Source organism: Spirillospora sp. NBC_01491, assembly GCF_036227065.1.
Classification (GTDB): domain Bacteria; phylum Actinomycetota; class Actinomycetes; order Streptosporangiales; family Streptosporangiaceae; genus Spirillospora; species Spirillospora xylanilytica.
This window is the reverse complement of record NZ_CP109432.1, coordinates 1,846,422-1,866,458: the sequence shown is the minus strand read 5'-3', so window position 1 is coordinate 1,866,458 and position 20,037 is coordinate 1,846,422. Positions and strand designations below refer to the sequence as shown.

Sequence of the window (20,037 nt, the reverse complement as noted above, 5' to 3'; positions counted from 1 at the left end):
AATACGTATGACTAGCGTGCGGAGGATGGATCTCGCCAACCTCCCCAAGGTCGAGCTGCACAGCCATCTCGACTGCTGCCTGAGCTACGACGCGGCGCGGCGCATCGACCCGAGGATCACCCGCGGGCACTACGCCCGGACCTTCGTCGCGCCGCCGAAGTGCGCGTCCCTCGCGGACTACCTGACCTACACCCTGCATTACCGTGCGCTGCTCCAGAGCGGGCGGGCGCTGCGGATCGCGGTGCAGGACGTCTTCGAGCAGATGTCCCGCGACGGGATCGCCTACGCCGAGCTGCGCTTCGCGCCCCTGGTCCATACCGAGGGCGGAGAGCTGTCGGCCGACCAGGTCGTCGCGCACGTGGCGGAGGAGACGGCGGCGCAGTCGGCGGCGACCGGTATCGACGCCGGGCTGATCCTGTGCACGCTGCGCGACTACGACGCCGGACGCAGCCTGGAGACCGCGCGGCTCGCCGTCCGGCACGCGCGTTCGGGGCCGGTGGTCGCGCTCGACATCGCCGGTGACGAGATCGCCCATCCGCTCGATCCGCACGTGCCGGCGTTCGCGCACGCCCGGGACGGGGGACTGGGCGTGACCGTCCACGCCGGGGAGTCCGGCGGTCCCGGCAGCGTGCGGGAGGCCCTCGACAAGACGGGCACCCGCCGCATCGGGCACGGCGTCCGCAGCGCCGAGGACCCCGAGCTGCTCGCGCGGCTGAGGGAGGAAGGGGTCCATCTGGAGGTCTGCCCGTCCTGCAACGTGCAGACCTCCACCGCGCCCTCGCTCGCCGAGCATCCGGTGGGACGGCTGCGCGAGGCGGGCGTGCGGGTCGGGATCAGCACCGACACGCGGGCGGTCACCGGCGTGCGGCTGACCGAGGAGTACGAGCGGCTGCGAGACGTCCACGGCTGGACCCTCGCCGACTTCGCCGAGGTCAACCGGGCCGCGCTGGCCGCCTCGTTCGCGCCCGAGCCGGTGCGGGCGCGCGTCGCGACGTTCGTGGACGAGGCGTACGCGGGCGCCGCGTCGTGAGCCGGCGGCCGGTTCCCGCGCCGGCCGCCGTCGCGCGTCGCGGTCAGGGCTTCCAGTGCGGGTCGCGGCCGAGGTAGCTCAGGAGCGCCGCGACGGCGTCGTCGGGGCCCGCCGGGAGCGCCGGCCCGAACACACCGTACTGCCGGAGCGGTTCGACGAGCTCCATCGCGACCTTCAGCAGCGGCCGGGCCAGCTCGGGGGTCAGCGGGGACGGGAGGCCGGCCGCGACGGCGATGTCCCAGGCGTGGACGGCGGCGTCCAGCCCGGCGGCGCCGGCCCCGAGCTCGCCGGACATCGAGTGCGGCGGGATCGGGGTCGTGACCTCCGGCGCGTCCTTGGCGACGGTGGCCCAGGCGGACGCGGTCGTGTTCAGCGCCTCCTCGGTCACCTCGTGAGGGGTCCGGTCCAGGACGCCGGAGGGCTTGAACGGGTCGTAGCCGGGGCCGGGCCCGCCCGTGATCGCGGCGGCGTAGGCGAGCTGGTCGCCCGCGGCATGCTGGAGCACCTGCGTCGCCGTCCAGTCCGCGCAGGGGGTCGGCAGCGTCCAGCCGTCGGCCGGGACGCCGCGCACCGCCGTACGCAATGCCTGGTGAGCGGCATCGAGTACGGTCCATCCTGAAATGATGATCTCGCTCATATCCGGTTCCCTTCGGGTGGTTCCGCGCTGCATCGAGTCTATCAGAACGGAATGATTCGTTCCATTTGGTGCTGGCAGGAGCGGGACCAGGGGTTCCGGACGGCTCAGGCGGCGGGCTGGTAGCGCTGTTCGCGGGTCTGGGAGCCGATGTAGCGGAGCATGCTGCGCAGCGCCCAGTGGTTCACGCCGGTCGGCAGCATCCGGTAGCCCTGCCGGTTGGCGAGCGCCAGCGCGGAGAAGCGGGCCTGGTCGAGCGGGCCCCACGGGATGCCGAAGCGCTCCCGGACGATCGGCGGCATGCAGCCGAAGGTGACCAGCCGCAGCGGGCGCTCTGCGACGATCTTGCCGGCCCGCTCGGCGAGGGGGCCGCCCACGGGCAGCAGCGAGACGGTGTCGGAGCCGCTCCTGGCGATGTCGAGCGCCCGTGCCGCCGCCGGGGTCAGCTCCAGCCGCTTGGCGCAGATGTGCCAGAACTTGCTCTGGAACGAGGCGTAGTCGGGCGGGACGGGCCGCATGCTGACGCCGTAGCGGGAGTACCACGTGACGGTCTCGGCGTAGAGCCGGTCGTGGTCCTCCGCGCTCAGCGCGCGCGGATGGAACACCTCGGCCGCCTTGAAGATCTCCCAGGTGAACGTGGCGTGCGCCCACCAGAAGGTCTCGGGTTCGAGTGCGTGGTAGCGGCGGGCGTGCTCGTCCACGCCGCCGATGGCGCGGTGCAGGTCGCGGATGCCGCGCCCGCGCGCCGCCCCGTCCGGGGCGAGGATGGTCGCCCAGATCTGCGGGACCGAGCGATGGATCCGGTCGAACGGGGCGTCGAAGAACGCCGAGTGCTCGGAGACGCCGGCGCCGATCGCGGGGTGCAGGAGCTGCATCAGCCCGGCGGCGGCGCCCGGGAGGAGGGAGCGCAGGTCGGCGGCGTACTTCCAGAGCAGCGAGCCGGGTCCGAGTGGTGCCGGGGGTGCGGGGAAGGGAGACGGGGCGGGCATCGCACCTCCAGGGACGTCTGCCCTCAGGATAAAGCGCGTGAGACGCGAGTCAAGATTTGTCTTACGTCAGGCCGTCCGCCCGCTGCCGTCGCCCGTCCGCCGCCGTCGCCCGTCCGCCCGGAGGCGACGGCGGCGGGCTCAGCCGGCCGCGCTCAGCGGCGGCCGGGCCTGGTGTAGACCGCGACGGCGCAGGCGCTGCCGAGGCCGATGTTGTGCTGGAGGGCGACGCCGGCGTTCTCGACCTGCCGCCCGCCGGCCGTCCCGCGCAGCTGCCAGGTCAGCTCGGCGCACTGGGCGATGCCGGTGGCGCCGAGCGGGTGGCCCTTGGAGATCAGCCCGCCGGACGGGTTGACGACCCACCGGCCCCCGTAGGTGGTGGCCTCGTCGTCGACGAGCTTGTGGGCCTCGCCGATCTCGGCCATGCCGAGCGCCTCGTAGGTGATGAGCTCGTTGGCGCTGAAGCAGTCGTGCAGCTCGATCACGTCGACGTCGTCGATGCCCACCCCGGCCTCGTCCATCGCCTTGCGGGCGGCGCGCTGCGAGCAGCCGAACCCGACCACCTGGATGGAGGAGTGGTCGGCGAAGCTGTCGGGGGTGTCGGTGGCGATGTGGTGCCCGGCGATCTCGACGGCCTGGTCCCACAGGCCCTGCTCCTCGACGAACCGCTCGCTCACCACGACCGCGGCGGCGGCGCCGTCGGAGGTGGGGGAGCACTGGAGCTTGGTCAGCGGGTCGAAGATCATCGTGGCGTTCTTCACGTTGTCCAGGCTGTACTCGTCCTGGAACTGCGCGTACGGGTTGTGCACCGAGTGCTTGTGGTTCTTCCACCCGATCCACGCGAAGTGGTCGGGCGTCGAGCCGTACCGCTCCATGTGCTCGCGGCCCGCGTTGCCGAACATCTGCGGCATCGGCGCCTTGTCCATCTCCCAGGGGCGGCCCTCCACCATCGAGTTGAGGTGGTGGTCGACGATGGTCACCTTCGACTTGCCGACGCCCGCGCCGAGCGACCCCTTCTGCATCTTCTCCATGCCGAGCGCGAGCACGCAGTCGGCCAGCCCGCCGCGGATCGCCTGCCTGGCCAGGAACAGCGCGCTGGACCCGGTCGCGCAGGCGTTCGCGACGGTCATCACCGGGATGCCGGTCATGCCGGTCTCGTAGAGGGCGCGCTGGCCCATCGCGCCGTACATCGAGCCCGCGTACGCCTGCTCGATCCGGTCGTAGGCGACGCCCGCGTCCTCCAGCGCCTTGCCGACGGCCTCCTTGGCCATGTCCGGGTACTCCCAGTCGCGGGAGCCCGGCTTCTCGAACTTGGTCATGCCCACGCCGACGACGAAGGTGCGGTTGGCCATCCGGTTCGCCTCCTGTACCGAATCGAGTTCGGCACCACGATAGCCCGCGAGCCAACTGAGCGCTCGCTTGGGTACGTGCCACCGGGGCGCCCTCCCCGGCGGCGGGTCAGCCGGACAGCTCCTCGGCGATGGCGGCGGCGAACGCGTCGACGTCGTCCTCGGTGGTGTCGAACGAGCACACCCAGCGGACCTCGCCGGTGCGCTCGTCCCAGGTGTAGAACGCGAACCGCTTGCGCAGCCGCTCGGCCGCGTCCGCCGGGAGGACCGCGAACACCGCGTTGGCCTCGACGGGACGCCGGATCTCGACGCCGGGGACCCGGCCCGCCGCGCCGGCCAGCCGCCGCGCCATCGCGTTGGAGTGCCGCGCGTTGCGCAGCCACAGGTCGCCTTCGAGGAGCGCGACGAGCTGCGCCGACACGTACCGCATCTTGGACGCGAGCTGCATGCCCGCCTTGCGCAGGTACGCCAGGCCGCGGACGGCATCCGGGTTCAGCACGACGATCGCCTCGCCGAGCAGCAGCCCGTTCTTGGTACCGCCGAACGACAGCACGTCCACGCCGGCGTCGGTGGTGAACGCGCGCAGCGGCAGGTCGAGCGCGGCGGCGGCGTTGGCCACCCGCGCCCCGTCCATGTGCACGAGCATGCCGCGCTCGTGCGCGCACGCCGCGACGGCCGCGATCTCGGCGGCGGTGTAGACGGTGCCGACCTCGGTGCTCTGGGTGATCGACACGACGGCCGGCTGGGCGCGCTGTAGGTTGCCGAAGCCGCGCGCGTGGCGGTCGATCAGCTCCGGCGTCAGCTTCCCGTCGGGCGCGGGCACCGGGATCAGCTTCAGCCCGGCGACCTTCTCGGCCGCGCCGCACTCGTCGGTGTTGATGTGTGCCGACTCGGGGCAGACGACCGCGCTCCAGCGCTCCGACATCGCCTGGAGCGACACCACGTTGGCGCCGGTCCCGTTGAACACCGGGAACACCTCGGCGCGCTCGCCGAAGTGCCCGCGCACGACCTCGCGCAGCCGCGCGGTGGACGTGTCGCCGCCGTAGGCGGGCTGGTGGCCCGCGTTGGCCGCGGTGAGCGCGGCGAGGATCTCGGGGTGCACGCCGGCCTGGTTGTCGCTGGCGAACCCGCGGGCGCGGGCGGCGGGATCAGGGCCGGGAGAGGTCAAGGCGGACTCCGTTCAGTTCGCGGGCGGGCTTGTCCCACAGGCCCGCGACGACCTGCGCGAGGTCGTCGACGTGGGTGAGGCCGGTGAAGGGGGCGCCGGGCTTCTCCGCGCGCATCGCGTCGGTGAGCAGCGCCTGCACGACCAGGATGGTGGCGGCGGCGCCCGTGTCGCCGGTGTCGGTGGCGCCGGTGTCCGTGTCGGCCGGGCCTGTGTCGGCGGGGCCTGTGTCGGCGGGGCCCGTGCCCGCGGCGCGCGTGGCGAAGGAGTCGGCCAGTGCCAGCGTCCACGCCTCGGCCGCCGCCTTCGCGGTCGCGTACGCGGCGGCGTTCTGGCTCGGCCGCTGCGCGGCGTGCTGCGACACGATCGCGAACCGGCCGCGCGGCGCCTCCCGCAACGCGTCGTGGAACGCGAGCGTGGTGTGTTGCAGCGTGCGGATCAGCTGGTCGTGCAGGAACGCCCAGTCGGCCAGGTCGGTGTCGCCGAATGACGCGCCGCCGCGCCAGCCGCCGACGAGGTGGACCAGCCCGTCCACCCGGCCGTGCTCGGCGACGACGCCGTCCGCCCAGGCACGCGTCGCGCCGGCGTCGAGCAGGTCGACGGCGGCCGGGACGATCAGCGGGTCGTGCCATTCGCGGGGCGTGCGCGCGGCGGCGACGACGCGCGTCCCGCCCGCGGCCAGGCACCGCGCCACCGCCTGCCCGGCGGCGCTGCTCGCGCCGGCCACCACGACCACCCGCCCGGCGGACGGGACGGGGGACCGGGGGTTCGAAGGCTCAGTCAGGACCATGCCCTCATTGTCGCGGACGGGGCGGATGCTCAGGTGCGGGCCTCCGGGCCGCCGACCCGTTCGCCCGCGTGCCCGGCGACGTGCTCGGCGGTGTGGTCGGACATCGGCTTGGACACGGGCTTGGGCGCCTGCTTCACGGCGGGCCTCGGCGCCGGCTTCGGAGCCGGGTCGGGGACGCGCGGGCCGACCCGGGGCCGCAGTGCGTCGACGTCGTCGCCGAGCCGGGCCATGGTGGCCTGGAGGTCGCGCCACAGCCCGGCTCGCCGCTCCACCCGCGCCAGCCTCTCCCGCAGATCCGAGACGCGCCCTTCGAGCGTCTCGAGGCGGGTGCGGCCGGCCGCGGTGTCCTCGCCCGTCCGGATCAGGGCGGTGGCGACGGTGGCGAGGTCGCGCTCGGTGTCGTCCATCCGCTCGTCGATGCGGGGGAGCACCCGGTCGTTGAGCTGGGCGACCAGCGAGTCGAGCTCGGCGCGCAGCGCCACCAGGCCGGCGTCCTGGACCGCCAGGACCTCCTCCAGCCGCCGGATGCGCGCCTCGTGCGCGGGCACCGGCCGCTCGGGGCGCGCGGTGCGTTCCAGGTCCCGGCCCAGTCTGCGGAGGAGGCCGAGCCCCTCGCGCAAACGGCGCTCCGCCTGGGCGGTGGCGCGGCGGACGGGACCCGAGAACACGGCCATGATGCTCCTCGTACCTGGGGATCCTGACGCGGGGATTCCCCTTGAACTGTAGGCGAATCAGGTCGAAACGGGACATGGACCGATGGTGTCGATCCGGTGTACGGCGGCGTCACCGGGGCATGATCGCGGGCCGGTGCCGGGCGATCCTCCCGCCGCCCGCGCCGGGCAGGGCGGGGTAGGTGCACACGCACAGCCCGTGCAGCACGATGAGCCGCGCGCGTGCGTTGGTGTAGTCGGTCCGGTTCTCCGCCGGGCGCACGCGCCGGCAGGTCAGGCACAACATGGTGATTCCTTCCCTGACCGCCGGGCATGACGGGGTACCGGCCCGTGCGCCCCCCGGCGCCTCCCCCCGGAAGCGCTTGGGGAGGCGGGTCCCCCTCGGGCGACCGGACCGGCTCCCGGCGGTGTCCCCGCACGCTAGGCGCCCCGAGGTTGCAAACACGTTGCGACCGAGCGACTACTCTGTGTGTCGGCTCACAGGGTGACCGGTTCCTGGGAAGCGGTTGCGCCGTAATGGGTTGAGGCCGATCCTCAAATCGATCCGAAGCTTCTTCATCCGGGGCGGGGGAACAGGTGATGGTGCAGGATCCGGCGTCATCGGCGCTCCACGCGCTCCGTCCGCCCGGCGGCCCCGTACCGGGGCTGGGCGACCTGCTGGAGGCCGCGTCCGGATCCGGCTGCGGCACGTCGCTCGGTAGCGGGGCGGGGCCGGGCGGCGTCCGGCCCGTCCAGCAGCCCGACCCGTACCCGCCGGTGCTGCGCGGCCTACTGCGCGAGATCGCGGGCGACGCCGCGCACCTGATGGTGCTCACCGACGCCGCGGGCCGCGTGCTGCCGCCCGGCCGCCCGCCCGGGCCGCGCCGCGCCGGCGGCGCGTCCGGCGTCCCGATCACCGACCCCGACACCGGACGGGTGATCGGCCGCGTCGAAGCCGGCGGCGCCGGGGCACCGCACCCCGCGGTGGCCGCGCTGGTCAGCGCCACGGCCCGGCTCGCCGAGGCCCGGCTCGAGCTGGCGATGCGGCGGCGCGACGACCGGCTCAGGGAACGGTTCCTGCCCCACCTGCGGGCGCTGCGCGGCGAGCCCGCCGTGCTGGTCACCGCCACCGGTCGGGTCCTGGCCGCCGAGCCCGCGGGGTGGACCGGCCGCCGTCTGCCCGTCCCTTTCCCGGGCGCGCAGATCGAGCTCCCGGACGGGCGGCCCGCGCTCGCCGAACCCCTCGGCGAGGTGTTCCTGCTGCGCCCGCCGGGCGTCCCCGACGACCGGGCGAACCCCGCCGGGCGGACGGCGCGGACGTGCGGCGCGGGCCGCCGCGGCGCCGGGCCCGTCCCGCCGTCCGGCGCGGACCGGCGACCGCTCACCCTCTCGCTGCTCGGCACCGACCAGCCGAGCGCGCGCCTGGACGGGCGGCAGGTTCCGCTGACGCTGCGGCACGCCGAGATCCTCGCGCTGCTGGCGCTCCATCCGCAGGGGCTGAACGCCGACCGGCTCTCCTGGCACCTCTACGGTGAGGACGGCAGCCCCGTCACGGTGCGCGCCGAGATCCACCGGCTGCGCGGCCAGCTCGCCGGCCTGGTGCAGGCCAAGCCCTACCGGCTGGCGTGCACGCTGGTCGACGCCGACTTCCTCACCGTGCGCCGGCTGCTGGACGAGGGTGACGTGTCCTCGGCGGTCCGCCTGTACCGGGGCGAGCTGCTGCCGCGTTCCGACGCGCCCGCCATCCGTGCCGAACGCGACGAGCTCGCGGTCGGCGTCCGCGGGCACGTGCTCGACCTCGGCGGGCCGGGCTCGCTGTGGGCCTACGCCCAGACCGACCCCGGCCGGTCCGACCTGGAGGTGCTGGAACGGCTCAGGTCGGTCCTACCCGCCGGCGATCCGCGGCTGGCCGCGGTCGCCTCGCGCAGCGCCCGCCTCCTAGAGGCCGACGGCGCCTGATGCCGCGTCCGGTGGCGCCCGCGGTCACTCAGACGGCCGCCGCGCCGGCACCGAGGAGATGCGTGCAGTCGTTGTAGGAGACCGGGCCGAGGCGCGGGCCGTCGTTGCGCCACCGGCTGACCGAGCAGTTGGCGACGGGCTCGCCCTCGATCTCGAGGACCTCGCGTTCGGACAGCCCCTCCACCAGGTAACGGGTCACGACCACGATCGCGTCGTGCGTCACCACCAGCACCCGTCCGCCGGTCGAGTCGGACGCCACGTCGCGGTAGAGGCTGCGCAGCCGCAGCGCCAGGTCCGCCCAGGATTCGCCGCCGGGCGGCCGGTAGTAGAACTTGCCGAGGCGGGCCAGCCGCTCGGCCTCACTGGGGAAGCGCCGCCGCACGCCGGTCGGGGTCAGGCCCTCCAGCATCCCCTGGTCGCGGTCGCGGAGCCGCTCGTCCACGCGGATCTCCAGCCCGGACGCCGTGTCCGGCGCCTGCGCCAGCGCGATCCGCGCGGTGTCCAGCGTCCGCACGAACGGGGAGGCCAGCACCGTCGTCGGCCGCTCGTCCTCGGGGAGCGCGGCCAGCCAGCGGCCCAGCGACTCAGCCTGCCTGCGGCCCGCCTCGGACAGGGGGACGTCGGCGTCGCGCTCGGATATCCCGGTCTCCTCGGCGTCGGTGCCGAGCACCGTCCGGTACGCGATGTTGCCGGTGCTCTCACCGTGCCTGGTCAGGTTGAGCCACTGGAGCGCATTCACGCGGACATGCTCCCACGCCGCCGGGGCACCCTTGTTCTACAACCGGTAGTACTCTGTGTTCCCGTGACGAACGCCCTGGCCACCGTGATCATCGTGGTGTCGCTGCTCACCGCCGCCTACGCCCTGGTCGCCGCGCTGCGGGACCGTCCGATGGGCTGGGGCGAGCTGATCACGCTCGGCGCCCTGGAGATCCTGCTCGTCGTGCAGGCGGTGCTCGGCTTCGTGAAGGTCGCCGACGGTGCCGGGCCCGGCGGCGCCACCTTCCCCGGCTACCTGCTCGGCGCCCTGCTGATCCCCGTCGCCGGGGCGGGCTGGGGGGCACTGGAGCGCTCGCGCTGGGGGCCCGCCGTGATCGTGGTCGTAGGCCTCGCCGTCGCCGTGATGATCGTCAGGATGAACCAGATCTGGACGGGGACCGCGGCCTAGCTGCGGCGAAATCGGCGGGGTGGTCGCTGAGCAGCACAGACACCCCCTCATTCCCCCGCTACCCCCTGGTGAATCCTGGGGTCGTGTGCCCTGGATGTGCCCCGATCATCGGGCCTCAAGGCCGTCACCGACAACCCCGCCATCCGGATCGTGCCGGACATCTCGGTCGACCCAGGATGGCACGCCTTCATCGAGCACACCATCGAGTACGCGGAGTTCTGCGACCGTATCGCCGGGCGGTTCCTGCACCACGTCCCCATCATGATCGAGGACATCAGCTCGGGGGCCGCGATGGCCCGCACCATCCCGGCGCTGCACGCGACCGGCTACCCGGTCGACATGGAATTCTGGGACACCGGCGAAAGCTGCTGCCCTCCGCAACCGTGCGTCTGACCTGAGAAAGGCGACCCATGCGCAGCACGTGGACCGACCTGCCCACCGAGGTCAGGGACGCCGTCCAGGCGCACACCGGCGAGGTGACCGGGATCGATCCGGCACCCGCCGGCAACCACGCCGAGATCGCCGTGACCCTGCACACCGCGACCGCGCGGACCTTCATCAAGGCCGCACGAAAGCTGGGCGATCAGGACGGCGCCGAAGTCTGGTCGCTGCGCAACGAGGCCGCCATCAACCCGCACGTGACCGAGTTCGCCCCCCGGCTTCTGTGGCAGGCCGAGGCCGGGGGGTGGCTCGCACTCGGGTTCGAGCACGTGGACGGCCGGCACGCCGACTTCACCCCCGGCTCACCCGACCTGGAGATCCTCGCCAAGACCCTCCAGTCGTTGCAGACCACCCCGTGCCCGGACGAGGTGCGGATGCGGGTCGAGCGCCGCTGGGCGCCGGTCGCCGAGGACGTGACCCCGATGGCCGGGAACGCCCTGCTGCACACCGACCTGAACAGCGACAACCTGCTCATCACCCCAGACGGGCAGGCCCGCGTGGTGGACTGGGCGTTCGCCGCCCGCGGCGCCGCCTGGGTCGAACTGGGCGTGCTGACGCCCTGGCTGCTCAAGGCCGGCCACACCCCCGCCGGGGCCGCAGACTGGATCTCCCAGTTCACCTCCTGGACCGCGGCCGACCCCGCGCACATCGACCTGTTCTCCCAAGCGTTCGCCGCACGCTGGGCACAGCACGCCGCCCGCCTGGCCCCAGAGGCATGGGTGACCCTGCACGCAGACCTCACCCGCCGCTGGGCCGAGCACCGCACCGGGCGCCCCTCATGACCGACTGGACGCAGACCCACCCCACCCAGACCATGACGACGCCGGGCGGCGAACGGGTGGAGATCGACCTGGAGATGATCCCCCTCCTCACCCAACTCTGGCGGCACGGCTTCGAGACCCTCCTGGCCTGTCAGGACCTCGGAGAGGCGATCCTTGGCGGCGGGACGCGAGTACCGCCCCAGGAGCGCGAGAGCCATGCGGCCGATCGGATGGGCCGGGCCTGGCTAAAGGTCCGCATGGAGGACGGACCCCGGCTACTGGAGGTGCTCCAGCCACTCAGCGACTACCAGGGCTGGGTGCTGCACGCGGAGGAGGCGCGCGGCCGTCCATGGGTGTCGGTCACCTTCCCCCGACAGGACATCGTCGAGGCCGCGGCACTTCTCGGCCGTGCCCCCAGCATGCAGTGAACCCGATCTAGCACCACGAAAACGCCCCCGCAACTCCCAGAACGGGAGAGCAGAGGCGTTCGCATGCCGGTCGGAGACCGGCGCCCGCCGCGCCGCCCGCCACAATCACCCTTCTCGTGGGGAGCCCGGCCGGAGAACCTCACACGGTCCGGCTGCTGTTCCAGAGGGAGAACCGGCAGCCCTACTACCGGCAGCGGTACGAAATCCTCTGGACCGAGGTGCGGGCCGCCGCGGGCGCTCCGGCCACATCGGTGAACGGGTTCCACGTGCTCCGGCGCACGTTCGCCTCTGCGTGCCTGGCGTCGGGGGTCGACATCCGCACTCTCGCCGAGTGGCTGGGGCACGACGATCCCGGGTTCACACTCAAGGTGTACGGTCACCTGATGCCGTCAGCGGCGGCGCGTGGACGACAGGCCATCGACAAGTTTCTGCGGGATGAATCGTGAGGCGTGTGCCCGCGATGTGCCCCGATCTTGGTATCTGTTCGCGTCGTTGCTGGTGAGGCAGGTAGAGAGCATGGGAGTACAGGATGAACCAGATCTGGACCGGAACCGGTGTCTGAGCCCGCGCGCCCGGACACCGGCCCCGTCCCAGGCGACCCCGGCCCCGGTCCCGGGGGCACCGGTACTGGCCCCGGGCGGCTGCTGGTCGCCGTCTATGCGGTCTTCGCGCTGGCCGCCGGGGCGCGCGCCGGGGTGCAGATCGCCACCCGCCTCTCCGACGCGCCGCTCGCCTACTCGCTATCGGCCCTGGCCGCGGCCGTCTACGTGCTGGCCACGGTGGCACTGGCCCTCGGCGGCCGGGCGTCGCGCCGGGTCGCAGTCGCCGCGTGCTCGGTGGAGCTGGCCGGTGTACTGGTCATCGGCACGCTGAGCCTGGCCGACGCCGCGGCGTTCCCCGACGAGACCGTCTGGTCCGGCTTCGGGCGCGGATACGGGTTCGTACCGCTGGTGCTGCCGCTGGTGGGCCTGTTCTGGCTTTGGTACACCGCCCGTACGAGCGGCGGGGCTCGTACGGGCGGTGGGCTCGGGAAGGGCGGCGCGGGCGCGGGCGCCTGACCACGCGGGCGCCGGCCGGTCCGCGGTCCGGCGCGGACGCTCGGCGCGCTCCTCGCGGGCGGCCCGGCCGCCGGCCATGGCCTGGCCGCCGGCCGCGGGCCGGCCCTCGCGAACGGCCCGCGACGGGCGTGCGGCGGGGATCATGAGGAGGTCATCGTCCGGCCGCCGATGGGCAGCGCGTGCACGGCGGCGCGGGCGACCGTCTCCACGTCCTCGGCGGACAGGTCGGCGGACGGGTTGCGGCGGATCCAGCGCAGCAGCCGCCACGGCGGCGCGAACGCGATGCCGTCCGCGACGAACGGCGGCTTGACCTGCCGGCCGCCGTGCACCGCCAGCACCGGGACGACCTTCACCGGCACCCCGCCGCGCTCGGAGATCAGCCGCCCGGCGGTCTCGGCGGTGGCGGTCAGCCCGGCGACCAGCTTGGACTGGGTGCGGCCGTCGATGAAGACCTTGCCGCCGTGCCGGGAGATCTCCGCGTCCGGATGCCACGCCTCGTTGTGGATCAGCCACACGCCGCCCGGCCCGATCAGCAGCTCGTCGGCGGGCCCGTGTCCCGGGACGATCCGGGCGTGCAGCACTCGGTGACCGCGCCGCTCCAGGGTGTGTCGCAGCAGCCGGTTCATCCGGTCCTCGCCGCGCAGCCCGCGCCGCCAGACGCTGGCTGCGTTATAGCCGCGCCAATGGAAGTAGGTATCGGCCCCCGCAACCAGAACGGCCATCACAACGCCGAAAACTGCGTTGATGAGGGTTCCGCACAAGATGAGCGTCACTGCCGCCAGAATTGCTCGCGTCCGCAATCTTCCCTTGCGTCCGCGCTGCCACAGTTCTTCGTATACGGCCTGTGGCGTCCCACCCGTGAAGGCCGCACGGTCTCTGAGATAGATGGAGCTACCGATCATCGTTAACCTCCGTGCACCTGCGGTGATAACCAGATTATGGCGGTGGCGTGGGTATTTCCAGACCACGTCATCGGGTGACGGAAGTCGAACCGCAGAGCAACCGGAAGTGGAAGGGGTATTGCTATAGAGCTGACTGGGAGGAAATCTCGCGCGTCCTCTTGGCCAGCGCTTTAGAACGTTCTACAAGTAATGGCGAAATGCGCGGTGCAACTATCGCCGCAAGGGTCATGAGTGATCATTGTGGCATTTCTCACACGGGCGATCACTCGGTGCGGTCGCGGGCCCCGGGCGGGCGCCGCCGCCGGGGCCCGTCACACTGGACCGATGCACCCCACCAGCCCTGAGGCCGCGCCCTCGCCGCGCCTGCGCGAGGCGGCCGGGCTGCCCGTGCGCCACGCCCTCCCCGCTCTGCACACCGCTTTGGCCGGACGGGGCGCGGCCGTGCTGGCGGCGCCGCCGGGCACGGGCAAGACCACCCTCGTCCCGCTCGCCCTGGCCGGACTGGTCCCCGGCCTGGACGGTCCCGGAGGCGCGGCCGGGGGGCCGGAGCGGGGTCCGGCACCGGGACCGGCGCGCGAGCCCGCCGGGAAGGTGCTCGTCCTGGAACCCCGGAGGCTGGCCGCCCGTGCCGCCGCTCGCCGGATGGCCTGGCTCCTCGGCGAACGGGTCGGCGGCCGGGTCGGGATCACCGTCCGCGGCGAGCACCGTCCGGGGGCGCTCATCGAGGTGGTCACCACCGGCGTCGTCCTCCAGCGCCTCCAGGACGACCCGGAGCTGGCCGGGGTCGGCACGGTCATCCTCGACGAGTGCCACGAGCGGCACCTGGACGCCGACACCGCGCTGGCCTTCCTGCTCGACGTCCGCGCGACCCTGCGGCCCGACCTGCGCCTGGTCGCGGCCTCGGCCACTGCCGACACCGGCCCCTGGGCCCGCCTCCTCGGGGACGGGGACGGGCACAGGGCCGCGCCGGTCGTCGAGACCGAGGCGGCGCTGCATCCGGTGGAAGTCGTCTGGGCGCCCCCCGACCGCCCGCCGCCCCCGCCCCACGGGATGCGCGTCGACCCGGCCGTCCTGGCGCACGTCGCGGCCACCGTGCGCCGGGCCCTCGCCGAACGCGGCGGCGACGTGCTGTGCTTCCTGCCCGGCGTCGGCGAGATCGCCCGCGTCGCCGGGCTCCTCGGCGGCGTCCCGGCCGAGCTCCTCCAGGTGCACGGGCAGGCGCCGCCGTCGGTGCAGGACGCGGTGCTCGCGCCGGGGGAGCGGCGCCGCGTCGTGCTCGCGACCTCGGTCGCCGAGTCCAGCCTCACCGTCCCCGGCGTGCGGGTCGTCGTCGATTCCGGGCTGGCCCGCGAACCGCGCACCGACCACGCCCGCGGGCTGGGCGCGCTGACCACCGTGCGGGCGTCCAGGGCCGCCGCCGAGCAGCGCGCCGGCCGGGCGGGACGCGAGGCGCCCGGCACCGTGTACCGCTGCTGGAGCGAGGCCGAGCACCACCGGCTGCCGGCCCGCCCGCGTCCCGAGATCGAGCTCGCCGACCTGACCGGCTTCGCGTTGCGGGCGGCCTGCTGGGGCGACCCCGGCGCGGCCGGCCTGGCCCTGCCCGACCCGCCGCCCCCGGCCGCGATGGAGGCCGCGCGGGCGACGCTGCACGCGCTCGGCGCGGTGACCGGCGAGGGCCGGGTGACCGGCCGCGGCCGGCTGCTGGCGGGCGTCGGGGTGCATCCCCGGCTGGCCCGCGCGCTGCTCGACGGGTCCCGCCGGGTCGGCCGCCGCGCGGCGGCGCAGGTCGTCGCGCTGCTGTCGGAGCCCCCGCCGCGCGGGGCGGGCGACGACCTGACGGCGGCGTGGCGCAGGCTGCGCCGCGACGGCCCGCCCGCCGACGCGCACGCCGCCCGCTGGCGCGACGAGGCCCGCCGCCTCGACAAGGCGCTCCCGGCCGGCGCGCCGTCCGCCGGGCCCCGGGGGCAGGACGACACGGTGGCCGGGACCGTGGTGGCGCTCGCGTTCCCCGAGCGGGTCGCGCGGGCGCGCGAGGGCAGCGGCCACCTCATGGCGTCCGGTACCGGCGCGGACCTGGCGGCCGGATCGGCGCTGGCCGCCGCCCGTCCCGAATGGCTGGCCATCGCGTCGGCGGACCGTCCGGCGGGGGCCGCGTCGGCGCGGATCCGGCAGGCGGTGGTCATCGACGAGGACGTGGCCAGGTTCGCCGCCGCGCCGCTGTTGTCGGCGGGTGACGAGGTCGCCTGGCGCGACGGCGACGTGGCGGCCCGGCGGGTCGAACGGCTCGGCGCGATCGAGCTGTCCGCCGGGCCGCTGCGCGATCCCTCGCCCGGCCTCGTGCGGGAGGCGCTGCTGGACGGACTGCGCGCCGAGGGGCTCGGCCTGCTGAACTGGACCCTGGCGGCCGTCGCGCTGCGCGCACGCCTCGCCTTCTGCCACGGGGCGCTCGGCGACCCGTGGCCCGCTGTGGACGAGGACGCGCTGCTGGAGCGCGTCCCGGACTGGCTGGACGCGGCACGCGCGCGCCGCAGGTCCGACCTCCGGCGCGTCGACGTCGTCGCCGCGCTGCGCGGCCTGCTCCCCTGGGAGTGCGCGGCCAGGCTGGACGAGATGGCCCCCGAGCGCGTCGAGGTGCCGTCCGGCTCGCGGGTCCGCGTCGACTACTCCGGCGAGCGGCCGGTGCTGGCGGTCAAGCTCCAGGAGCTGTTCGGCTGGGACGCCGCGCCCCGGCTCGCGGGCGGGCGGGTGCCGCTGGTGGTGCACCTGCTGTCGCCGGCCGGACGTCCCGCCGCCGTCACCGCCGACCTCGCCTCGTTCTGGCGCGAGGGCTACAAGGCGGTGCGCGCCGAACTGCGCGGCCGCTACCCCCGGCACCCGTGGCCCGAGGACCCGGCGGGGGCGGCCCCCACCCGCCGCCTCAACCCGCGCCGCTGATCCTCGCCGCCCGGTCCCGCGCCGCTGAACTCCGCCTCACCCGCGCCGCTGAACCGTCCGCCGCGGCGCGCGCCGTTCAGGACGCGGGCGCGCGCGAGTCGATCAGGGTCGCGATGCCGTCCAGGACGCGCTGGAGGCCGAACTCGAAGGCGTGCTCGGGGGCGACGGCGGACTGGTGCTCCTGCCCGGCGGCCGTCCCGACGCGGGTGCCGAGGGGGTAGCGCCCGGAGTCGACGAACTCGTCCAGGATGGGCGCGGTGGCCTCCCACCACTCCGCGTCGGTCGTGCCGGTGCGCCGCTCGGCCAGCGCGGCGTCGACCGCGGCGCGGGCGGAGCTCTCGGCGAATCCGGTGACCAGCGCGACCACCGAGTCCATCTCCAGGTCGGTGAGGCCGAGGCCCTCCACCGCGCCCAGTTCGTACTCGTACTTGTCGAGCAGGTGCGGGCCGATCGGGGGGCGGCCTATCGCGACGTGCAGCAGCCAGGGGTGCCGGTGGAACAGCCGCCAGTTCTCCCGGGCGATGTGCTCCAGGCGGGCCCGCCACGCGCCGTGCTCCCCGGCGGGCGGGACGAGCTCGCCGAACGCGCGGTCCAGCATGACGTCGAGGAGCTCGGCCTTGCCCGGCACGTAGGTGTAGATCGACATGGGCGACACCCCGAGGTCCTCGGCGATGCGGCGCATCGACAGCGCGCCCAGCCCCTCGGCGTCGGCGATGCCGATCGCGGCCCGGACGATCTCCTCGGCGGTCAGCTTGGGCTTGGGGCCCCGCTTCGGCCGCCCCTGGACGCCCCACAGCAGCTCCAGGCTGCGCCGGGGGTCGCCACCGCCGCTGTACTCGATGGTCACCGGCCCATCCTCGCAGAGATCGGGGAGCCCGCACCGGATTAAACTTTGTACGGCGTACGCTATAGTCTCCGGGATTACTCCGTACGACGTACAGAATAAGAGGTGGCTGTGATGCGCGTACCACCGTCCGCGATCGTCGCCGAGGGGCTGCGCAAACGCTACGGCGGCACCGAGGCCCTCGCCGGGATCGACCTCGAGGTGCCCGCCGGGACCGTGCACGGCCTGCTCGGCCCGAACGGTGCGGGCAAGACCACCGTCGTCCGGATCCTGACCACGCTCGTCCGCCCCGACGGCGGGCGCGCGGAGGTCGCCGGGCACGACGTGGCGCGCGAGGCCGCGCGGGTCCGGGCCCGGATCGGCCTGGTCGGGCAGAACGCCGCCGTGGACGAGGTGCTCAGCGGGCGGCAGAACCTGGTGATGTTCGGCCGGCTCTACGGCCTGGACGCCCGCGCGGCCCGGCTGCGGGCGGACGGGCTGCTCGACCGGTTCCGGCTCACCGGCACCGGGGGCACGCCCGCCGGGAAGTACTCCGGCGGTATGCGGCGCCGGCTCGACCTGGCCGCGAGCATGATCCTCGCGCCGCCGGTGCTGTTCCTGGACGAGCCCACCACCGGACTGGACCCGCGCAGCCGGGCCGAGGTCTGGGACGAGGTCCGCGCGCTGGCCCGCGGCGGCACCACCGTGCTGCTCACCACGCAGTACCTGGAGGAGGCCGACCGGCTGGCCGAGGGGATCTCGGTGATCGACCACGGGCGGGTCATCGCGACCGGGACCCCGGAGGCGCTCAAGTCGCGGGCCGGCGGCGACCGCGTCGACGTCGTCGTGCGCGACGCCGCCCGGCTGGACGAGGCCGCCGCGATCGTCGCGCGGGCCGCCGGGGTGCACGCCGCCGTCGACCGCGACGCCCTGAGCGCCGGCGCGCCGGTGACCGACCGGGTCGGCGCGCTGACCGAGGCCGTGCGGGCCCTGGACGAGGCGGGCATCGCCGTCGCCGACATCGGCCTGCGCCGCCCCACCCTGGACGAGGTGTTCCTCCGGCTCACCGGAGCGGGACCGGGCGAACCCGCCGCGGCCGGGACGGCGGAGGTGCCGGCATGACCGTCTCCGTTCCCGAACCGCCGGGCACGCTCCCCGGCCGGCTCCGCCGGGCCGCCGCGGACGGCCGCACGCTGACCGCCCGCGCCCTCGCGCACTGGGCCCGCCGCCCCGGCGAGGTCGCCGTCGGGCTGCTCTTCCCGGTGGTGCTCGTGCTGATGATGGGCTACCTGTTCGGCGGCCAGATGACGGTGCCGGGCGGCGGGAGCTACCGCGAGTTCATCATGCCCGGCATGTTCGCGATGACGATGCTCTTCGGCCTGGAGACCACGTTCGCGGCGGTCGCCACCGACGCGGCCAAGGGCGTCACCGACCGGTTCCGCGCGATGCCGATGGCCTCGTCGGCGATCGTCGTCGGACGCGGCGCGGCCGACCTGATCCACTCGGCCGCGGCCCTGACCGTGATGACCGGATGCGGCCTGCTGATCGGGTGGCGCTGGCACGACGGCCCCGGCGGGGCGCTGGCCGGGCTGGGGCTGCTGCTCCTGCTGCGGTTCGCGTTGCTGTGGGTCGGGGTGTACCTCGGGCTGGTCGCCAACGGCCCCGAATCGCTGGTGGCCGTCCAGATCCTGGTGTGGCCGGTCGGTTTCCTGTCCAGCGCCATGGTCGCGCCCAGCACCATGCCGGGCTGGCTGGGCACGGCGGCCGAATGGAACCCGTTGTCGGCGACCGTCACCGCGTGCCGGGAGCTGTTCGGCGGCGCCGGGGCGGGCGGCGGCTCCTGGGCGTCCGGGCACAGTGTCGCCCTGGCCGTCGCGTGGCCACTGCTGATCACGGCGGTCTTCTTCCCGCTCGCGGTGCGCCGCCACCGCCGCCTGAGCCGCTGACCGGCGGCGGGAGGGTCAGGCGCCGGACGGCGGACCGGGCAGCGCGGCGGCGCGGTGGCGGGCCAGCGCCAGCGCCGGGTAGCACTCCTCGGGAAGGGGGCCGGGGCCGTCCAGGGCCGCCCTGAGCCTGGCCCCCACGGTCGCCGGGTCGTAGGGCTGGACGACGCACAGCTCGGCCTGCATCGCCTGCCGTGCGGCGGCCATCAGCGCGGGCACGTCGCCGACGACCACGACCTCGCTGGGCACGTCCTGGTAGGACAGGCGCACCGCCAGGGCGTGCAGCCCGGCGGTGCCCGCGCCCTCGTACCGGAACTCGCAGACCAGCCGGTCGCCGTCGAGCGGGCCCTCCTGGATCAGCCACACCTGGCCGGGGACGACCCGTCCGGCCGCGCCGGCCCAGGGGGGCTCGGGAACGTCGCCGAGCGAACCGGCCGCCTGGCCCGCCACTCTGCGGACCTCGGCGGGGCCGATCGCGGCCAGCACCCGCAGGAACACCCGCGCCCCCGGTGTCCCGGCCGCGCGCAGGCAGGTGACCAGGTCGCCGAGCGCGGTGCGGCGGCCCTCGGCGTGCGGGGCGGCGGCCTCCAGCATGCCGAGCCGCGCCGACGTCCACACCTCCGCCTGGAGCGCGCCGGGCAGCGAGGGGAGAATGTCGGCCTCCCGCACGTACGCCTCGTACACCTGGCGCAGGCCGGGCAGCATCAGCCGGGGCTGTCGGTCGGATCGGGGAGCGCTCACCCCTCCAGGCTATGCACCCCCGGGGGTCCCCGCGGCCCCGGGGTGGCGGGGGCCGACCGCTGCCGGGACGGCCGTCGATGTCCGGTCCGCGGAGAAAATCCCTTACTTGTTTGCCATGAGTCCCTTACTTTTGAGTGCATGCGGGATGTGGGGGGCGTCCAACTTCTCGTTCATCCGCATCACACGACGCAGAGGAGGCGCGCACCCGGGCACCACGGTGGTCCTCCACCTGGCAACACTCTCTCCACTGTGGAGCGAATGAGGGCAGCGGGCCCTTG

22 protein-coding genes are annotated in these 20,037 nt (G+C 74.5%); 11 read left to right on the top strand and 11 right to left on the bottom strand.

The features are described from left to right. The first annotated feature begins 25 nt into the window (after nt 1–25). Nucleotides 26–1,030, top strand: a complete 1,005-nt coding sequence (gene add / locus OHA34_RS09120) for an adenosine deaminase (RefSeq protein ID WP_329521332.1) — start codon at nt 26–28, stop codon at nt 1,028–1,030. Between the two features lie 43 nt (nt 1,031–1,073). Here add and OHA34_RS09115 read toward each other — a convergent pair whose 3' ends face one another. From OHA34_RS09115 to OHA34_RS09085, 7 genes are all read right to left on the bottom strand, one after another. Continuing rightward, entirely contained in the window at nt 1,074–1,667 is a 594-nt protein-coding gene (locus OHA34_RS09115; protein WP_285940650.1) for a TIGR03086 family metal-binding protein, read from the bottom strand. Nucleotides 1,668–1,771: 104 nt separating this feature from the next. After that, nucleotides 1,772–2,653 (bottom strand): oxygenase MpaB family protein, encoded by an 882-nt coding sequence (locus tag OHA34_RS09110; RefSeq protein ID WP_285940649.1) that lies wholly within the window; start codon nt 2,651–2,653, stop codon nt 1,772–1,774. Nucleotides 2,654–2,805: 152 nt separating this feature from the next. Next, nucleotides 2,806–4,002, bottom strand: a complete 1,197-nt coding sequence (locus OHA34_RS09105; protein WP_329521331.1) for a thiolase C-terminal domain-containing protein — start codon at nt 4,000–4,002, stop codon at nt 2,806–2,808. A gap of 106 nt (nt 4,003–4,108) precedes the next feature. Continuing rightward, the gene (locus OHA34_RS09100; RefSeq protein ID WP_285940647.1) at nt 4,109–5,167 is read right to left on the bottom strand and encodes a threonine aldolase family protein; all 1,059 of its coding nucleotides are present in this window, start codon (nt 5,165–5,167) and stop codon (nt 4,109–4,111) included. After that, nucleotides 5,148–5,954 (bottom strand): SDR family NAD(P)-dependent oxidoreductase, encoded by an 807-nt coding sequence (locus tag OHA34_RS09095; RefSeq protein ID WP_329521330.1) that lies wholly within the window; start codon nt 5,952–5,954, stop codon nt 5,148–5,150. The genes OHA34_RS09100 and OHA34_RS09095 overlap by 20 nt, the downstream gene beginning before the upstream one ends. Before the next feature lie 29 nt (nt 5,955–5,983). Next, the gene (locus OHA34_RS09090; RefSeq protein WP_285940645.1) at nt 5,984–6,628 is read right to left on the bottom strand and encodes a hypothetical protein; all 645 of its coding nucleotides are present in this window, start codon (nt 6,626–6,628) and stop codon (nt 5,984–5,986) included. Between the two features lie 109 nt (nt 6,629–6,737). Beyond that, nucleotides 6,738–6,911 carry a hypothetical protein gene (locus OHA34_RS09085; protein ID WP_329521329.1) on the bottom strand — a complete coding sequence of 58 codons (174 nt, stop codon included), beginning with the start codon at nt 6,909–6,911 and terminating at the stop codon, nt 6,738–6,740. Between the two features lie 293 nt (nt 6,912–7,204). Here OHA34_RS09085 and OHA34_RS09080 point away from each other — a divergent pair, with 293 nt between their 5' ends. Then, entirely contained in the window at nt 7,205–8,563 is a 1,359-nt protein-coding gene (locus tag OHA34_RS09080; protein WP_329521328.1) for a helix-turn-helix domain-containing protein, read from the top strand. 28 nt (nt 8,564–8,591) lie between these two features. On the opposite strand, the gene OHA34_RS09075 is transcribed toward OHA34_RS09080, so the two are convergent. Beyond that, nucleotides 8,592–9,302, bottom strand: coding sequence for a histidine phosphatase family protein (locus OHA34_RS09075; RefSeq protein ID WP_285940642.1), 711 nt, complete (start codon nt 9,300–9,302; stop codon nt 8,592–8,594). 63 nt (nt 9,303–9,365) lie between these two features. On the opposite strand from OHA34_RS09075, the gene OHA34_RS09070 reads away from it, so the two are divergent. The 6 genes from OHA34_RS09070 to OHA34_RS09045 all read left to right on the top strand — a co-directional run bounded on the left by OHA34_RS09070 (nt 9,366) and on the right by OHA34_RS09045 (nt 12,416). Further along, nucleotides 9,366–9,728: a hypothetical protein gene (locus OHA34_RS09070; protein WP_329521327.1), complete on the top strand. Its 363-nt coding sequence runs from the start codon at nt 9,366–9,368 to the stop codon at nt 9,726–9,728. Between the two features lie 96 nt (nt 9,729–9,824). After that, nucleotides 9,825–10,121, top strand: a complete 297-nt coding sequence (locus OHA34_RS09065) for a hypothetical protein (RefSeq protein WP_329521326.1) — start codon at nt 9,825–9,827, stop codon at nt 10,119–10,121. 17 nt (nt 10,122–10,138) lie between these two features. Next, nucleotides 10,139–10,951, top strand: a complete 813-nt coding sequence (locus OHA34_RS09060) for a hypothetical protein (protein ID WP_329521325.1) — start codon at nt 10,139–10,141, stop codon at nt 10,949–10,951. After that, the gene (locus OHA34_RS09055) at nt 10,948–11,358 is read left to right on the top strand and encodes a hypothetical protein (RefSeq protein WP_329521324.1); all 411 of its coding nucleotides are present in this window, start codon (nt 10,948–10,950) and stop codon (nt 11,356–11,358) included. The genes OHA34_RS09060 and OHA34_RS09055 overlap by 4 nt, the downstream gene beginning before the upstream one ends. A 116-nt stretch (nt 11,359–11,474) precedes the next feature. Continuing rightward, entirely contained in the window at nt 11,475–11,804 is a 330-nt protein-coding gene (locus tag OHA34_RS09050; protein WP_329521323.1) for a tyrosine-type recombinase/integrase, read from the top strand. Between the two features lie 108 nt (nt 11,805–11,912). Next, nucleotides 11,913–12,416 carry a hypothetical protein gene (locus OHA34_RS09045; RefSeq protein ID WP_443029629.1) on the top strand — a complete coding sequence of 168 codons (504 nt, stop codon included), beginning with the start codon at nt 11,913–11,915 and terminating at the stop codon, nt 12,414–12,416. A 140-nt stretch (nt 12,417–12,556) separates the two neighbouring features. Here OHA34_RS09045 and OHA34_RS09040 read toward each other — a convergent pair whose 3' ends face one another. Then, on the bottom strand, nt 12,557–13,138 hold the full coding sequence (locus OHA34_RS09040) for an NERD domain-containing protein (RefSeq protein ID WP_285940637.1): 582 nt from the start codon (nt 13,136–13,138) through the stop codon (nt 12,557–12,559). 504 nt (nt 13,139–13,642) lie between these two features. Between OHA34_RS09040 and hrpB the strand changes: the two genes are divergently transcribed. Then, a complete protein-coding gene (gene hrpB, locus OHA34_RS09035) occupies nt 13,643–16,252 on the top strand; it encodes an ATP-dependent helicase HrpB (protein ID WP_329521322.1) in 2,610 nt (869 codons plus the stop codon). Between the two features lie 76 nt (nt 16,253–16,328). Here the strand turns inward: hrpB and OHA34_RS09030 are convergent, their stop codons facing one another. Continuing rightward, the gene (locus OHA34_RS09030) at nt 16,329–17,099 is read right to left on the bottom strand and encodes a TetR/AcrR family transcriptional regulator (protein WP_285940635.1); all 771 of its coding nucleotides are present in this window, start codon (nt 17,097–17,099) and stop codon (nt 16,329–16,331) included. Nucleotides 17,100–17,210: 111 nt separating this feature from the next. Between OHA34_RS09030 and OHA34_RS09025 the strand changes: the two genes are divergently transcribed. Together OHA34_RS09025 and OHA34_RS09020 are read left to right on the top strand one after the other, a co-directional pair. Then, nucleotides 17,211–18,197 (top strand): ATP-binding cassette domain-containing protein, encoded by a 987-nt coding sequence (locus OHA34_RS09025; protein WP_285940634.1) that lies wholly within the window; start codon nt 17,211–17,213, stop codon nt 18,195–18,197. Next, nucleotides 18,194–19,021: an ABC transporter permease gene (locus OHA34_RS09020; RefSeq protein ID WP_329521321.1), complete on the top strand. Its 828-nt coding sequence runs from the start codon at nt 18,194–18,196 to the stop codon at nt 19,019–19,021. The genes OHA34_RS09025 and OHA34_RS09020 overlap by 4 nt, the downstream gene beginning before the upstream one ends. A 15-nt stretch (nt 19,022–19,036) precedes the next feature. Here OHA34_RS09020 and OHA34_RS09015 read toward each other — a convergent pair whose 3' ends face one another. Next, nucleotides 19,037–19,759: a hypothetical protein gene (locus OHA34_RS09015; RefSeq protein WP_329521320.1), complete on the bottom strand. Its 723-nt coding sequence runs from the start codon at nt 19,757–19,759 to the stop codon at nt 19,037–19,039. Between the last annotated feature and the right edge of the window lie 278 nt (nt 19,760–20,037).

What these genes read in the sequence shown, in the direction of transcription:
- OHA34_RS09095 (WP_329521330.1), bottom strand. Translation starts at nt 5,954, where the DNA reads ATGGTCCTGACTGAGCCTTCGAACCCCCGGTCCCCCGTCCCGTCCGCC.
- add (WP_329521332.1), top strand. Translation starts at nt 26, where the DNA reads ATGGATCTCGCCAACCTCCCCAAGGTCGAGCTGCACAGCCATCTCGAC.
- OHA34_RS09060 (WP_329521325.1), top strand. Translation starts at nt 10,139, where the DNA reads ATGCGCAGCACGTGGACCGACCTGCCCACCGAGGTCAGGGACGCCGTC.
- OHA34_RS09040 (WP_285940637.1), bottom strand. Translation starts at nt 13,138, where the DNA reads ATGGCCGTTCTGGTTGCGGGGGCCGATACCTACTTCCATTGGCGCGGC.
- OHA34_RS09115 (WP_285940650.1), bottom strand. Translation starts at nt 1,667, where the DNA reads ATGAGCGAGATCATCATTTCAGGATGGACCGTACTCGATGCCGCTCAC.
- OHA34_RS09080 (WP_329521328.1), top strand. Translation starts at nt 7,205, where the DNA reads ATGGTGCAGGATCCGGCGTCATCGGCGCTCCACGCGCTCCGTCCGCCC.
- OHA34_RS09110 (WP_285940649.1), bottom strand. Translation starts at nt 2,653, where the DNA reads ATGCCCGCCCCGTCTCCCTTCCCCGCACCCCCGGCACCACTCGGACCC.
- OHA34_RS09055 (WP_329521324.1), top strand. Translation starts at nt 10,948, where the DNA reads ATGACCGACTGGACGCAGACCCACCCCACCCAGACCATGACGACGCCG.
- OHA34_RS09105 (WP_329521331.1), bottom strand. Translation starts at nt 4,002, where the DNA reads ATGGCCAACCGCACCTTCGTCGTCGGCGTGGGCATGACCAAGTTCGAG.
- OHA34_RS09025 (WP_285940634.1), top strand. Translation starts at nt 17,211, where the DNA reads ATGCGCGTACCACCGTCCGCGATCGTCGCCGAGGGGCTGCGCAAACGC.
- OHA34_RS09090 (WP_285940645.1), bottom strand. Translation starts at nt 6,628, where the DNA reads ATGGCCGTGTTCTCGGGTCCCGTCCGCCGCGCCACCGCCCAGGCGGAG.
- hrpB (WP_329521322.1), top strand. Translation starts at nt 13,643, where the DNA reads ATGCACCCCACCAGCCCTGAGGCCGCGCCCTCGCCGCGCCTGCGCGAG.
- OHA34_RS09085 (WP_329521329.1), bottom strand. Translation starts at nt 6,911, where the DNA reads ATGTTGTGCCTGACCTGCCGGCGCGTGCGCCCGGCGGAGAACCGGACC.
- OHA34_RS09020 (WP_329521321.1), top strand. Translation starts at nt 18,194, where the DNA reads ATGACCGTCTCCGTTCCCGAACCGCCGGGCACGCTCCCCGGCCGGCTC.